The following is a 14872-nucleotide window of genomic DNA, read 5'->3' on the forward strand; positions in this document are numbered from 1 at the left end:
TTTAGCGGTTTATTTGTTCCATTACAGCCTGCGCCTGCGCCAAGATCCAGTGGCCTTGTAAATTGCCCAGTGTTCCAGGTGTACGATAAGCATGTAAAATATCGGAAAGATCGGGCGTTTTCAGGTTGGGTAAATTTTCGGCGGCCATGCGATAGGCATCGCGAAATGGAACCCCTTGAGACACCCGCTCCAAGGCATCTGCCGTGGCAAAAAGGTCAGGAGAAAGTTGTGCGGCCAAAAAATCCCGATTAAAAGACAACTTAGGGACGATGAGGTTCAGGGCTGTGAGCATATCCTGTGCCACCATCATGGCCCGCATCACCGCTTCTTTGGTCAATTGTAAATCGCGATGATATCCGGAAGGCAAATTGGCCGGAAGCGATAGGAGAAGTTGTAGTTCTGCAACCAAACGATGGTAGCTGGCGCGTGCAATTTCTAAAATATCTGGATTTTGCTTTTGCGGCATGATGCTGCTGCCCGTACAGTATTCCGGAGGTAATTTCACCGCATCAAATTCGGCTGAGTTCATCAAAACTAAATCGGCAGCGGCCCGGTTGATGCTGGCCCCCACTTGTGCCAATGCCTGCACTACGTTCATTTCCATTTTACCACGAGAAAGTTGCGCGGCAGTCACATGAAGTTGTACCTCTGCAAAACCGAGTACAGCGGCCACTTCCCGCCTTGGTAATGTCAAAAATGGAACCCCATATCCGGCAGCACTTCCCATTGGTGAAATATTTACCACTTCATACGCACCCTTCAGAACCCGCAAGTCCATGGTTAAAACTTCCGCATACCCCATCGCCCAAAGACCTACGGATGAAGGCATGGCGCGTTGGTAGTGGGTGTACCCCGGCATCAAAACCTCGGCATTTTCGGTTCCAAGAGCCACAAAAGCATGGATCAATGTATGGGTTTCTTCCATGACATGGTAAAGGGCCTCTTTGAGATAGAGACGTAAAGCCGTCAAAACCTGATCGTTTCTCGAACGGCCTGTATGGATTTTCTTCCCAAGGTCTCCCAACTTTTGTATCAGCAACCGTTCTATAACGGTATGGCAGTCCTCGTCTTCGGGCAAGACATGCAGGGTTTCTGCCATAGCATCCAGTTCATCGAGTGCCAACTGGATGTCCACCAATTCGACTTCGGTTAAAACACCAATCTGGGCCAAACCGATGGCATGACCACGGGTACCTTTAAGGTCATAGGGCAACAAAATAGTATCCCAGCGCCAATCTTCCCCAACCGTAAATCGAATCATCCAATCATTTACTGTGTTGCCTTTACTCCAGATATTTTCATTGGCCATATACTTATTTTTTAATGGATTATGTCAATTCAAAATAGGCTTTTATGATGTCGCGATAAGCCTCAACCCCACGAACCACTTCGGCAAGTTCCACATGTTCGTCTGGTGTATGGGAAAGTTCAGAAAACCCCGGCCCAATTTTTACGGTTGGAATGTCTTTCAAAAAAATCCAGTCGCTGGCCGTTGGAGATCCAAAAGGAGTGGCCGTAGGCATGGCTTTTAGACACGCCCGGACAATGGCTTCTTCCGGCATCGTCCCCACCGGAATAATGCGTTTACTATGCACTTCTACGTCCGAAGAAACCGCTTCCTGCACCAATAATACCATTTCATCGTGATCGTAAGCAGGCGTAGAACGAATATCCACTTTCATCCAGACATAATCTGGGATGATATTGTGGGCTTTCCCGCCTTCGATCATCGTGACATGAAGGGTTGGGAAGCCCAAGTAAGCGTCTTCACGACCAAAACGAAAGTCCGATAAGGTTAAAACATCTTTCGCGGCTATGGTGATGGCATTCACGCCTAAGTGTCCACGGGCCGCATGGGCAGTTCTTCCGCGTGCATGTAAGTTCAGGATTAACAAACCTTTTTGGGCAATGCAAGGCTGAAGGTTCGTTGGTTCACCCACCAATGCCGCCGAGATTGGGGGCAGGAATCCGTTTGTGGTCAGGTCTTCAAGGCCGTCGTAGGTTTTTGAGTTTTCCTCTCCGGCGGTCAGTGCAACCAACAGTTTTCCCTTAAGAGGCACATATCCTTCTTCCAACAACAATAAAAATGCCCACAGCATCGCCGCGCCACTGGCTTTTGCATCTACTGCACCCCGGCCATACACTTTCCCGTCCACTACCGTTGGTTCAAACGGTGGGTATGGATGTGTCTTTGAAGCCGGCACAACATCTAAATGCGAATTGAGAAGCAGCACGTTTTCGCCCGAACCCAATTCACACCATACATTATCTGCATGTCGGAAGACGGAGGCCCCACGTGAACGCATAAAAGCTTCTACAAAATCGGCAATGGGCTTTTCTTCAAAACTGAGGCAAGGAAATCGGATCAGCGCATGGTGCAAGTCGGTAACTGTTGTGATGTTATGGAATAACATGATCTTATCCGTTTTATAATCCCAAGAATCTCAATGTTTGCTCTAAAGTCTTGGTTTTTGTGGGTTTGAAGTATTTGAAACGGATTTGTAGGCAGAAAATGTCCACAAAGAAATGCTCGGAGTGAGGATCAGTTTTTTCATGGCGACTTACGGGTAAAAAGTGTAAAAATACGGCTGGTAACTATTCTATTAAGTACGTATTTTTGCGCTAAAAGGCTGCTTAAACCCCTTAATGACCAAGTTTTACAAAATAACCTTGGTTCCTTTCTCAGGCTGTGCCATATCTTCTGCCCGAATCAGGAGCACGGCGCCAATACCCGCCCGCAACGCATTTTGTGCCTCTACCAACTTCACCAACATCCCCCCTTGAATCCATCCTGCGTCAATTCCCGACGTTGTAAGTGAGGCATCACATACCGAAATATGGCTTTCTGGATCGTGTTGGTTACGGCGCAGGCCACCAGATTCCGTCACCAGAATCATTTCATCGGCCTTTAGCGCTTTCGCAAGTTCCAACCCCACCGTATCCCCATTCACATTGTATATTTGGCCCGCTTCATCCACGCCCATTGTGGCTACGATTGGCACAAACCCGGCCTTCATCAACGCCAGCAAAGGTTCCGGACGGATTTCTTGCACATCTCCCACCCAACCAAAATCTACGTCCCGGCCCTCTACGTGCCACACAGGGCGCTTCGTCACCCGAACCAATCCACCATCAACACCCGAAACACCCACCGCTTTCACACCAGCGACCATGGCTTGAGCAGATAGCTGCGCATTCAATTCTCCGCGAATGATCCACTGAATAAGGTGCAGGTCCAAATCATTCGTCACCCGCCTCCCTTGGACAATTTCCGGCGTATGGCCTAATTCCTTCGCCAATTTGGTGATTTGCGGTCCTCCACCATGTACCACCACCACCGATTCGCCCGCCAGTTGCTGCATACGGATATAGGCCCAAACGGTCGCCATATGTGGCGATTTGACTTGTGCTCCTCCGATCTTAATGACTTTCATATCTCCCTCCGCTTCAAATCAATCCCCATATCGCTTCTAAAATGGCCTTTTGCGCAAAGAGACGATGGTGTGCCTGACGCAGATGCAGCGCTTGTGAACTTTCCAGCACCTCCGAAGCCACAACCACATCGCGCCGGACGGGCAAACAATGCATAAAGACCCCATTATCCGTTTTGCGCATTCGCTCCGCCGTAATCTGCCAATTTGTGCCCGCCAATCGGTGTGCTGCTTCATTTTCCGGTTTATGATACACCATCGGACCGCCCCAGGCTTTGGCATAGACCACCGCTGCGCCCTCCATTGCCCCTTCCAAATCTTCGGTGACCTGTAACGCACCACCCGACTTTGCTGCTGTTTGCGTGGCCAAATCCATTATAGCCGGATCTAAAGCATGACTTTCGGGCCTTGCCACTACTACGTCCATGCCTTGCCGAGCGGCTTGCAATAAGGCAGAGTTCGGAACAGCCATCGGCAAGGGTTTAGGATGATGTGCCCATGCCAATACAAATCTTTTCTTCTTTTGTTGACCCTTAAAGTGTTCATGGATCGTGGCGGCATCGGCCAATGCCTGACAAGGGTGGTAATAGGCCGATTCCAAATTGATGACCGGCACAATAGAGGCTTGCATAATTTCGCGCATCTTCACCTCCGCTCGGTCGGCTTCCAGATCGGTTCCAGAAGCAAAAAGACGCACCCCCAAAGCATCGTAATAGCGGGACAAGACGCCGATGGCTTCCACGATATGTTCGGCTTCTGCCCCATCCATTTTACCAGGCCCAAATTTAAACCCCCACGTCCCTTGTCCGGGTGTGAGTGTGGAAGTAAAAGCACCTAATTGTGCCGCCGCAAGTTCCATCGAAGTTCTCGTCCGAAGCGATGGATTAAAGAACACCATGCCAAGGCTTTTTCCAGCCGCTGTTTGGTTCCAAGTTGGGTATTGTGCATGTTCAACAGTACGTTCCACCAACTTACTCCATAAGGCGTCTTCTATGTCTTGCCAGTCTAAAAGATGGTTCATGGATTAAATTAGGATAAGGATGAAACAGGCATAGAGACCGACGCATAGGCCGTATGAAAAGCCTGCGCAAAAACGGCAATATCAGAGGGTTGGGTATTAAGTGGAGGCATTAACCGCATGACTTTGGGATCGGCAGAACCACCTGTTAAGACGCCATTTTTCCGGAGGGCAGCCACCATTGGTGCAACAGGTATATCCATTTCTAATCCAATTAAACACCCCCTACCCCGCAAACGAACGGGATAATCCGCCAGTTCGGTTTGCAGATGTCGGAAAATTTTGGGGGCATTCAGCATTAACTTTTCATCACGAATATGCTTGAGGGTTGCGGATACTGCCGCCATCGCCACCATGCCTCCCCCAAAAGTAGTACCTTGGTCTTCTATCTGAATGGTTTCTGAAATGGCTTCACTCACCAAAACGGCCCCAACCGGAATCCCCGCCCCCAAACTTTTCGCGAGCGTGATCATGTCTGGATGCATCCCATAGGCTTCGGAAATGGAAAAAGTACCTGTACGGCCCACACCCGTTTGCACCTCGTCAAATATCAACATTACGCCATATTGATCGCAATAGGTGCGTACCTTGCGGTAGTAGTCGGCCTCTGCTTGCGTAACACCAGCAATACTTTGAATGGGCTCAAGGATAAAAGCAGCAATATCTGGGTTTTCCGAAAGCAAAGATTGTAAGGCATCGGCGTCTCCAAATGGGATAAAGTGGGTGTGGGGTAAGACCGCTTCGTACCCTTCGTGGTATTTTTTTCCCCACGTCACCGCCAAACTTCCCAGCGTCCGGCCATGAAATCCGCCTATGGTCGCCACCACGCCCGATTTTGTGGTAATTTTCCGGGCTAACTTGAGCGCAGTCTCATTGGCTTCGGTGCCAGAATTGCAAAAAAATGCCTTTTTCAACCCTTCCGGCGCAAAAGAAGTCAATACCTCGGTCGCTTCCGCCCGAATGTCGCTATATACCAAGTTGGAATAGAACAACATGGTTTCGGCCTGTTTTTGAATGGCTTTTACCACAGGGGGCGGACAATGCCCCAAAATGGCCACACAATGACCACCATAAAAGTCTAAATAGCGGTTTCCATCATGATCCCAAACATAGGCTCCCTCTCCCTTCACCAGTGCGAGCGGAAGTTTTTTATAGGTGGGAACCTGAAACGAATCCTCGGTTTCAAAAATACGCATCTTATTGTTTATTTACAGATTAGGAAGATGAAAATATCCATTTGGATGCCAGTAGAAAACTCCCCCCAGAAACCAGTGCGGTTAGCACTGTTCCCCAAATCATATCCACTACCACCATCGAGACGGGCCAGCCTGCTAATGTGGCCATGTTGGTCAGGTCATAAGTGGCATAACACAACAAACCGAGCAAGGCGCCTTTGAACAAAGCCGCCTCCACTCCACCACCGGATTCGACAACCGGAAGTACCACAAAATACAGGACCCCAAAGATGTATAAAACATAAAACACCACCGCCGCTCCCCAACGAACGTCTTTGGCCATCAAAAAACCAATTTTGTCTCGGTAAAAATCTTTCATCAAGACCCCAATCCACAATAGGTCTATGACCATAAAAATGACAAAAGTTCCGACAAATAAGTATATATATTTCATTGTTTTAGGTCTTGGTAAAACTTATAAAAGTCCCTTCATCACCGGAAGCCCAGTCATCAAGTTCATGTTTTGAATGGCTTGGGAAGAGGCCCCTTTCCACAAATTGTCTATGGCCACCACCACCACCCCTTCTCGTTTGCCAGCAGCCGTGCCAAGATCACAAAAAGGTGTCCCAACCACAGGCAACAATTCTGGCAACGACGGCCAAAGCCTGATACCTGGTTGGTTCCCATATGCTTCTAAGTACCATTCATCCAATTGTTTTTTTGTAACTTCTGCCGAGAACTGGATACTTGCCCAAATGCCATATGTCCAAGGGCCGGAAACGGGAACAAAACTAAACATGGTTTCTACCCCGCAAGTTTGTAAGATTTCGGGCTGGTGCTGATGATTTAGGACTTTATACGTCCGAACATTGCCACTCCGATTGGGAAAGTGCGTTCCCGCAGAGGCTTTGTTCCCAGAGCCAGAAGCACCTGTCATGGCCGTTATGTGGAAATGTGTCTCAGGCAAAGAACGAGACAAAGGATATAAAGCGAGGTTAAGCGCCGTAGCAAAACACCCTGGATTGGCTACATAACGGCTTTCACGAATTTGCGCTTCATATATTTCCACCAATCCATACTGAAACAGCGGCAATACATCTGGTGCAGGGTGTTCATACCCAAACCAAGTGGAATAAAGAGACGCATTCTGAAATCTAAAATCTGCGGAAAGGTCAATAATTTTACCATTATACCCTTTTTCCAGTAGATTCATCACCACATACACCCCTTGTTTGTGTTCGGCTGTAATAAAGACCACATCCAACTCGTTGTAATCCACTGCTTCGGGTGCAGAAAAAAGAAGGTCCGTTTTCCCAAATAATGTAGGATGCACCGAATGAATCGGACGCCCAGCCCCACTTCGACTGGTAACCCATTTTAACGATACCTCTGGATGACGCAAGAGCAGTTCAATCATCCACATCCCCACATATCCGCCCCCATGCAACACTGCTGCTTGAATAGATGGCTTCGGAGAATTAGTTTGCATCGCCATTCCCGTTTTTCTGCATGATTTTCTTCAGCATCCCACCGATTGCGTCGCCGTCTTGTTTGGCGTTATACGCGGTAATTCCAAGGGTTTGTTGTATATACCGCTTTCCCACGGCATTGTCGGTAACAGGCCCGGTTATCAAGGCAATGCTTTGGCCATAACGATTTTGGAAAATCTCGCGGGAAGCCCAAGCCCCCACCAAATCCACCGTAGCTACAATATGGGCCTTAACAAACTTTTGAATTTCTTTGTCTATTAGGATATCATCTACGCCATAATAACCGATAAAGCCATCGCCCAGTTCTGCGACAATTACATCGGGTTGATAGGAATTCAGTTTCTGGATAATCCCTTTGGCGGCAGGAACAATATTATGACTAGTAGAGGTGACAATCCCTGCATCGGTAAAGGTATGTACTGCCACCGCCCCAGCATCACGCATCGCACGGGTATCACGCATCAGCGAAGCACCCGTCAGTTTTGCCGCAGCCACCCGAAATCCCATTTGCGAAAGTTGGGCCACAATCTGTGCACAGGCATAGGTTTTGCCTGTATTCATGCTGGTCCCACTGACCATAATAATAGGGGCAGAATGGTCTAAGGTTTCCTTAGGCTCAATGGCGTAATCTTGAATACAAACATGGCGGGCGGATTTTCCTTCCTCGTGTCGTACAACGGCCCCCAATACCCGTACCTTCAGTGGCGGCCCCAACTCCGGATGCTCCGACACACACATGCCGATAATGCCTCCCATATTCAGGACGTTGAGGGTATCCCCTACGGCAATTTGGCGCGGCAAACGACCACTGTACCCCTTTAATGCCTGTCGCTCTCCCAAAACCCCAACAAAAATATCCCCTTTATAAATTGTACGGAAAGTATGATCTGTACATTCTATCTGGTTGTAGGTTTCTTTGTCTTCCAGGGCTTCTACCACCACACAATAACCATCCTCGGCCAGAAGATAGTCCGTCATGTAGATATTGCGACCTAATCCGCAGGGAAAGGTGCTGGAACCGATATAGGAAACAACCTGCTCTGAGTATTGCATTTATTTCTGAGGAATAGAGATGATAGAAACTTTTAATTACGAATCATGACGACTGGCTTGATCTCCAATGGCCTTTGACCGATGTGCCAGCATTGCAGGAACCGTGTAGATTTTGGTGAACCCCTCTGCATCCCTGGAATCCCATAAAGAATTAGATTCTCCATAGGTCGCTACATGGGTATTAAACATCGAGTAGTCACTTTCTGCCCCCAATACCGAGAAGTGACCTTTAAATAACCGTACCCGAACCATCCCATGTACCACCTCCTGACTGGAGTCCATAAAGGCCTCTATGTCTCGCATAACGGGGTCATAATACTGCCCTTCATGAAGCAACATTCCATAAAAATCCGCCAAATGGTCTTTCTGGAATCGTTGCCATTTCGTAAGCACCAATTTTTCTAATTCCTGATGGGACTTTATCAGCATCAGCGCGGCAGGCGCTTCAAAGCCAACCCGCCCTTTAATCCCCAGAATCGTGTCTCCAACGTGCATACCACGCCCTACCCCGTGTTTAGCCCCAATTTCATTTAGGCGACGTATGAGTGAGATGGGATCGAAAGACTGATTATTCAACGCATAAGGTAAGCCATGCCTAAACAGGATAGACACGTCTTCGGGCTGCTCAGGTGCAACGGCTGGTGCAACCGTGTCAGGGTAGGCTTCGTCTGGAAGCGGTGAACGGCTATCGTGGGTTTCTCTTCCCCCAATGGTGGTTCCCCAAAGTCCTTGGTTGATTGAATAGTCTTTTCTGGCATCCGATACCGGAAACCCTCGTTCACGCAAAAACATCGTGGAGGCTTCGCGGCTCAGTCCTAATTCCCGAATAGGGGTTAGTACCGTGATATTCTCGGCCAGAATCCGCATGGTCCCATCAAAACGTACCTGATCATTTCCAGCGCCGGTTGAGCCATGTGCAACAGCATCAGCCCCTATTTCACGCGCAAATTCCAGCACTTTCCGTGCCTGAACCACCCGCTCCACCCCTACACACAGCGGATAGACACCGCCCCGTAACACATTGCCTTTAATGATGTAAGCAATATGCTGGTCATACATATCTTGTGTGGCATTCATGGTTATATGGCTTGCAGCCCCCAACGCCAACGCCCGCTCCTCAATGGCCATGCGAGCGTTTTCATCCAAGCCAACGGTATCCACAAAGGCGGTATAGACATCGGCGCCGTAGGTTTCTTTCAGATAAGGGACACAAAATGAGGTATCCAATCCGCCACTAAAGGCTAAGACTATTTTTTTCATAGACAGATAAAAAAAGAGCACCAATCCGGTTTTTGGACTGGCGCTCGGTAAAATATTTATGCGCAAATCGGTAGTGCCATTACAGCATACACGACAGTCCGTCTCCATGTACCACCCGTCGGATACGTCGGGTGGGTAAACGTCGAAATTGGACTTCGAGGGTGTTATGACAATAGCTGGTATTCATGGAGTGCATTATAAGGGGTTTTGGCATTCGGATTCAAGCCTAAATTATTAAGATCGTCCCCATGAATGTTTAAGATTTGATAAAGGAAACCAATAACATCACCAACGCTCATTGGACGTAGCCACCATCTTCTTGGCATCCTCTATCCTCCCTAAATTTACAGTTTTGCCCACTCCCTTATTATCACCCCCCAGTTCTTCATTCCCAGCATGGAACGATTCAGGTATTCATTTTTTAGAACTAAGTAACAAAATTTAATTTTTATTTTCTGAATTTATAATTTAATTTATCAAATAAATAACAATTGAACTATTATATATTTTAATTTTCCATATATATTAATATGTTTTTATTAAATTTAATAATGCTTTACACCCAATATTTCATTCTACGGCGACCAATAAAGAATATTTAATCCCAAATACCAAGTCCTGCTGCCATTACGGCTGCTGTTTCGGCACGCAACCGCCTGCGTCCCAATGAGGCCATGTGCCAACCCGCTTCTAAGGCAGCCCGCACTTCCACTTCCGAGAACCCCCCTTCTGGTCCCACCACAATCAGCGTATGATGCGGTTTAAGGACTTGCCACCGCTCGAACAAATTAGGTTCGGTTGTTTTTTCATGAAGTAGGAATCGGGCATCCACTTCCGTCGAGAGACATTTTTGGAGTTCGGTTGTAGGATGTAAAAGGGGTAAACGGGTTCTGCCACATTGTTTTAGGGCCGCAATCATCACCTTTTGGGCCCGCTCCGGTTTAAAGCGACGCATTTCCGTATGATGTGTCAACAATGGGTACACAGCCGTTACCCCCAGTTCTACCGCCTTTTCAAGGAACCACTCATACCGATCGGTACTTTTCAAGAGCGCGAGACCAATGGATAATTGGCGGGATGGTTCTCCTTTACCTATTTGTTTTTCAATGACTTCTGCAATAATTTTATCCTTCTTTGCAAAGCGGATCACAACCCGGAACCACCCTCCAACACCATCCGTTACCACCAACTCATCCCCCACTCCATGCCGTAGGACTTGTACCACATGTCGTGCTTCTTCAGGTGGCAGGGTCACATGATTGCCTTCAAAACATGCTGGCGGGGCAAAATATTGCGTGGTCATGGGATTTGGGTTAAAACGTCTTACATTTAGAAAAAGAAAACCAAATAAGTTACACAAACTTTTGAGTGTCACAAAACACATCCGCCTCCTGCTTCCAGAGGAAAACCACAAATGGATCCATGTTTTCCAAAAGGCAGCAGGGGCGCACCCCTTTACCTCCTTGCCCTTTCTGCGAGCCTACCAAGAGGCCCTTCCCCAACTTCAAGTCAAGGCCATGGGCCTTTTTGAAGACAACCAATTGGTGGGAGGGTTCCCCATTTTCGAGCGTCGCTGGGGGCCTTTTCGCCGGGCGGTAAATCCTCCATTGGTTCCTTATGGCTCGCCCTTTTGGCTACCCAACCAACACCCAAACGAGGTTTTTTATGCTACCCTGCAATACCTGCATAACACGTATCACAGTGCGGTTTTGGAGTGTACACCAGAAAGCGTAAACCACCTCCATCTTGCCCCCCAACATTGGCAACAGCATCCCCGCAAGACATTGTACCGCACCCTTGCCAACCCAGCCGAAACCCTAAAATCGGTCTCTGGCAAACGAAGGAATGCTTTTCGTCGTGCCTCAGAATCATTGGTTTTCCGGTCTATGGCCCCTATTTCAGAAAAGTTGGTTCAACTTATTGCCACCTCGTATGCCCGCCATGAACGGTCTTTACCGCTTCTCCCCACCGCGCTAACCACGTTAATCCAGCACCTACAAGCACATCAAATGGCAACCGTATGTACAGCAGCCTTCCAATCGGAGCCTCATGAACCCGTTGCCATGGCCGTTTTTTTAACCCTCCATGAATGTTGTTACTACTGGCTTGCGGGTACAAAATCTTGCCAACCCTTAGAACCAATGACCTATTTATTACTTTCGGCATTTTCCTACTTTTATGAACAAGGCATAAAAACCATAGACTTTATCGGGGCAAATCACCCCTCCATTGCAGCCTTTAAACGCAAATTTGCAGACCGAGAGGTCCCGTATGCCTATGTTCAGTCCACCTCAAACCATGTCCTTTACGTATTAGAATGGATGCGCAACCTACGATAAAACCCTTGCCCAAATACCTACCCATTGGCATCATTGGGCTATTTTGGATCATCTACTTTATTCGTTTTGGATATGATTTTGGCGCATCAGACCAAGACGAGATGTTGCCTTATTTATACCGCCTGCTGGATCCAACGTTGTACTCCACCGATTGGTTTGTCCGAAACATGACCGATCACCTGAATGTTCGAACGTATTTTATCTATGCCTTATATTTGCCTGCCCTTGTATTACCCGTCTGGTTGGTAGCAGCACTGGGCTATGCTGCTTGTTGGATCGTCATTGTGCAGTCGGTTTACCAAATCAGTTTGCGGATTCTCCGTGACGCATTCGGGGCCGTGCTGGCAACTCTGCTTGTAATCGTTTTCTTTCATAAAGTAACACTGGGCGCAAACGACCTGGTTTATCATTTGCTGGTGCCAGAATTGGTGGCGTGGGCCTTTGTTTTGCCTGCCTTACTGATGTACTGGAACAGAAAAATGCAGACGACGGCGCTATTATTGGGCATCGGCACTTGTTTTCACCTCATCACGGGCCTCACCACCGGATTGGTTTTGGTGCTACTTGTCCTCTGGCAAATACGGGAAAACGCATTTTCGCGGCGGTCCGGCTTGCAATTTATTGGGATTTATGGCCTTGCGGCACTCCCTATCGTAGGACCTATCGCTTTTCAACAATTAACAACCCTGCCCACTACAACCCTTACGGCTTTATTAGAAACCGGAACGCCTTATGAAATATTGGTCTATTTCAGGCTTCCTCTTCACCATTTATCCGGCTATGCCCCAAGTCGCACCTTCGGATGGCTTTTTTTGATAATCCTTGGCATTGGAGCCTTTTACAGCCTACGGAAAAGTGGTGTTTTACGACATCAGACCTTCTTGATCCGATTTGCACTCATCTCTTCGATTCTAATGGGCCTTTCATTTTTAGGTGTAGAAGTGTTGCACGACCTGACGTTGGCAAAGTTTCAATTCTATAAACTCGCGGTTTGGCTTAAGCTGTTTGCACTTGCATTGGTAGCTGGTACGATAAGCAACCTCCTAAAGAACCACCTTCCGAAGATTCATGAAGCAGTTGCCCACGTTATATTTCAATTACCACGGATCACGATGGCGCTATTTTTTGCGGCAATTTTTCTGCTGGCTATAGGCATATGGTCAAAAAACGAACGCCTTTGGGAGAAGGCCGGACCTTTATCCTACGAAACCTCAGAACTGGCCAAGATGGAAAAATGGATTACCCAAAACACCCCAAAAAATGCCCTTTTTGCCATCCCACCATCCAATACCACGTTTCGGAGTCATGCCCAACGCAGTATAGTGGTTAATTGGTTATCCTTTCCGTTTAAAGAGGCAGAAATGGTTTTTTGGCGACATCAGTTACAACAAGTGGCCCCTCTGACCGATACCCCAATTCCTTTCCGCAACGCCCCAGCCACTTTAGATATTGCCTATCACGACCATCACACGGTCGCCCACCCCCCCGAATGGAGATGGGCAAACCTGCTGCCAAGCAAGCCCGATTTCATCTTGCGGCATCTTAAAAGTGAAAAAAAACCTTATACCCTACCAGTTGCCCATCAAAACCGCGAATGGGTGTTGTATAAATGGCCAAAATGGTGAACAAAAAAGCGGAACATCCAGAAAACTTGTCTTTTGGCAGGTCGGTTACCACCCTGTTATCCGGCTCAACCTTTGGAATGGCCATTGGTTTTTTTGCCCAACTCTTGCTCATCCACTTCTACCAGGATGCCGATTTTGGTATTTTTGCCACCTTTCAGGCACTCGCGATGTTGTTCTCCGTTATCGTAAGTTTACGGTTTGAAGATGCCATTGCCCTCCCCAAAAATATACAGGGAGCAACCAATGTCATGATTTTATCCATTCTCACCAGCCTCGCTTTTTGCACCATCTTACAAATTATTTTTTATTTTTTTTCAGCGCTTATTTCATTTTATTTCAGAACACCTCCCCTACAAGAATGGCTTTGGCTGGTTCCTTTAACTACTTTTTTATCCAATACGGTTCGTGTTTTAGAGCTATACCTGACACGCATACGGTCTTTTAGGCAGATTTCTTTATCCCGCATTATTTGGAATCTTGGCACTTCTTCTGGCCAATTAATAGGGGGTATTCTGCGGATGGGCACTCCGGGTCTCATTGGTGGCGCCTTAGCAGGACGGGCTTTTTCCTTAATTAATCTATCACTAAATGCTTTTTTTCTAAATCGTTCTTTAATTTCGAGGGCCTTTCAACCTAAGTACCTGGTACATGCCCTCCGGCGATACCAACGTTTTGCTTTTTTTGCCATGCCTGCGGCGTTGCTTAATGCTTTACCTACTCAATTAATTATTTTGGGCCTAGCCTACTTTTTTGACGAAGCAATTGTAGGCGTTTATGACCGTGGATACCGATATCTTGTCATTCCCGCCGGACTCATCGGGAATGCCATCAGCAGCGTGTATTTGGCGAAAGCTTCTGAAGCCCTCCACCGCAACGGATTAAACGCAGTCACCGAGTTTACTTATCGCCGCATGTTATGGATAATGGCTTTTCCAACTTTGGCCGTCATGCTTGCTGGCCCGCAACTGTATGCGTTTGTTCTACAAAATCCACACTGGGCCATATCCGGTCAATATGCCCAATGGATCGCCCCTTGGTTGCTTTTTATTACGATTTCCTCTTCCCTAACCCCCATTTTTGACTTGCTCCAACGGCAACGCTTAGACCTTTTCTTTAGTTTAAGTGCCTTTGTCTTCCAGGTGCTGGTCCTTTGGTTTTTTGGCACACTTGGCAACCCTTTATGGGCGGTCGCAGCAATCAGTATATCGGGTATTTTCCTTCGGCTGATCCAATTAATCATTCTTTTTCGTCTTGCCGAAACATCATTACAATGTTTATTTGCTGATTGGATTCCCATCCTGCTTTCAGCAATTCCAGGGCTTGTCGTCATTCACTTGAGTTTATATCTGCCACTTTGGGGAAATGTCTTTTGGGGGTTTATTATGGGGTTCTTATTTTTTGGAATAGGATTTTATCTATATCATAAAAAATATACATCAACCATTTTGTAATTAATGTTTTTTATAATTATTCATCAATCT

General features: G+C 47.3%; 13 protein-coding genes. 3 read left to right on the forward strand and 10 right to left on the reverse strand.

The genetic code is table 11. The features are described from left to right. Position 1 precedes the first annotated feature (1 nt). The 10 genes from argH to JNN12_10570 form a co-directional block, all read right to left on the reverse strand. Positions 2-1309: an argininosuccinate lyase gene (argH, locus tag JNN12_10525; GenBank protein MBL7978763.1), complete on the reverse strand. Its 1308-nt coding sequence runs from the start codon at positions 1307-1309 to the stop codon at positions 2-4. Between the two features lie 19 nt (positions 1310-1328). After that, on the reverse strand, positions 1329-2414 hold the full coding sequence (locus tag JNN12_10530) for a M20/M25/M40 family metallo-hydrolase (protein ID MBL7978764.1): 1086 nt from the start codon (positions 2412-2414) through the stop codon (positions 1329-1331). A gap of 243 nt (positions 2415-2657) precedes the next feature. Further along, positions 2658-3434 carry an acetylglutamate kinase gene (argB, locus tag JNN12_10535; GenBank protein ID MBL7978765.1) on the reverse strand — a complete coding sequence of 259 codons (777 nt, stop codon included), beginning with the start codon at positions 3432-3434 and terminating at the stop codon, positions 2658-2660. 13 nt (positions 3435-3447) lie between these two features. Further along, entirely contained in the window at positions 3448-4452 is a 1005-nt protein-coding gene (locus JNN12_10540; GenBank protein MBL7978766.1) for an N-acetylornithine carbamoyltransferase, read from the reverse strand. An 8-nt stretch (positions 4453-4460) separates the two neighbouring features. Beyond that, positions 4461-5645 carry an aspartate aminotransferase family protein gene (locus JNN12_10545; protein MBL7978767.1) on the reverse strand — a complete coding sequence of 395 codons (1185 nt, stop codon included), beginning with the start codon at positions 5643-5645 and terminating at the stop codon, positions 4461-4463. Between the two features lie 19 nt (positions 5646-5664). Continuing rightward, positions 5665-6078, reverse strand: coding sequence for a DUF2177 family protein (locus JNN12_10550; GenBank protein ID MBL7978768.1), 414 nt, complete (start codon positions 6076-6078; stop codon positions 5665-5667). 21 nt (positions 6079-6099) lie between these two features. After that, positions 6100-7113, reverse strand: a complete 1014-nt coding sequence (argC, locus tag JNN12_10555) for an N-acetyl-gamma-glutamyl-phosphate reductase (protein ID MBL7978769.1) — start codon at positions 7111-7113, stop codon at positions 6100-6102. Then, positions 7103-8167, reverse strand: coding sequence for a hypothetical protein (locus JNN12_10560; protein MBL7978770.1), 1065 nt, complete (start codon positions 8165-8167; stop codon positions 7103-7105). Before JNN12_10560 ends, argC begins: the two co-directional genes overlap by 11 nt. Before the next feature lie 36 nt (positions 8168-8203). Beyond that, positions 8204-9427 carry an argininosuccinate synthase gene (locus tag JNN12_10565; GenBank protein ID MBL7978771.1) on the reverse strand — a complete coding sequence of 408 codons (1224 nt, stop codon included), beginning with the start codon at positions 9425-9427 and terminating at the stop codon, positions 8204-8206. Positions 9428-10025: 598 nt separating this feature from the next. After that, complete coding sequence (locus tag JNN12_10570) at positions 10026-10730, reverse strand: 16S rRNA (uracil(1498)-N(3))-methyltransferase (GenBank protein MBL7978772.1); 705 nt, start codon at positions 10728-10730, stop codon at positions 10026-10028. Positions 10731-10791: 61 nt separating this feature from the next. Here JNN12_10570 and JNN12_10575 point away from each other — a divergent pair, with 61 nt between their 5' ends. From JNN12_10575 to JNN12_10585, 3 genes are read left to right on the forward strand one after another with little or no spacing between them, the layout of a single operon-like run. Beyond that, on the forward strand, positions 10792-11766 hold the full coding sequence (locus JNN12_10575) for a GNAT family N-acetyltransferase (protein ID MBL7978773.1): 975 nt from the start codon (positions 10792-10794) through the stop codon (positions 11764-11766). A gap of 5 nt (positions 11767-11771) precedes the next feature. After that, on the forward strand, positions 11772-13391 hold the full coding sequence (locus JNN12_10580) for a hypothetical protein (protein ID MBL7978774.1): 1620 nt from the start codon (positions 11772-11774) through the stop codon (positions 13389-13391). After that, a complete protein-coding gene (locus JNN12_10585) occupies positions 13385-14842 on the forward strand; it encodes an oligosaccharide flippase family protein (GenBank protein MBL7978775.1) in 1458 nt (485 codons plus the stop codon). The genes JNN12_10580 and JNN12_10585 overlap by 7 nt, the downstream gene beginning before the upstream one ends. The last annotated feature ends 30 nt before the right edge of the window (positions 14843-14872 follow it).

The organism is Bacteroidetes Order II. bacterium (assembly GCA_016788705.1).
Taxonomy (GTDB): Bacteria; Bacteroidota; Rhodothermia; order Rhodothermales; family UBA2364; genus UBA2364.

What these genes read in the sequence shown, in the direction of transcription:
- argH (MBL7978763.1), bottom strand. Translation starts at nt 1,309, where the DNA reads ATGGCCAATGAAAATATCTGGAGTAAAGGCAACACAGTAAATGATTGG.
- JNN12_10530 (MBL7978764.1), bottom strand. Translation starts at nt 2,414, where the DNA reads ATGTTATTCCATAACATCACAACAGTTACCGACTTGCACCATGCGCTG.
- argB (MBL7978765.1), bottom strand. Translation starts at nt 3,434, where the DNA reads ATGAAAGTCATTAAGATCGGAGGAGCACAAGTCAAATCGCCACATATG.
- JNN12_10540 (MBL7978766.1), bottom strand. Translation starts at nt 4,452, where the DNA reads ATGAACCATCTTTTAGACTGGCAAGACATAGAAGACGCCTTATGGAGT.
- JNN12_10545 (MBL7978767.1), bottom strand. Translation starts at nt 5,645, where the DNA reads ATGCGTATTTTTGAAACCGAGGATTCGTTTCAGGTTCCCACCTATAAA.
- JNN12_10550 (MBL7978768.1), bottom strand. Translation starts at nt 6,078, where the DNA reads ATGAAATATATATACTTATTTGTCGGAACTTTTGTCATTTTTATGGTC.
- argC (MBL7978769.1), bottom strand. Translation starts at nt 7,113, where the DNA reads ATGCAAACTAATTCTCCGAAGCCATCTATTCAAGCAGCAGTGTTGCAT.
- JNN12_10560 (MBL7978770.1), bottom strand. Translation starts at nt 8,167, where the DNA reads ATGCAATACTCAGAGCAGGTTGTTTCCTATATCGGTTCCAGCACCTTT.
- JNN12_10565 (MBL7978771.1), bottom strand. Translation starts at nt 9,427, where the DNA reads ATGAAAAAAATAGTCTTAGCCTTTAGTGGCGGATTGGATACCTCATTT.
- JNN12_10570 (MBL7978772.1), bottom strand. Translation starts at nt 10,730, where the DNA reads ATGACCACGCAATATTTTGCCCCGCCAGCATGTTTTGAAGGCAATCAT.
- JNN12_10585 (MBL7978775.1), top strand. Translation starts at nt 13,385, where the DNA reads ATGGTGAACAAAAAAGCGGAACATCCAGAAAACTTGTCTTTTGGCAGG.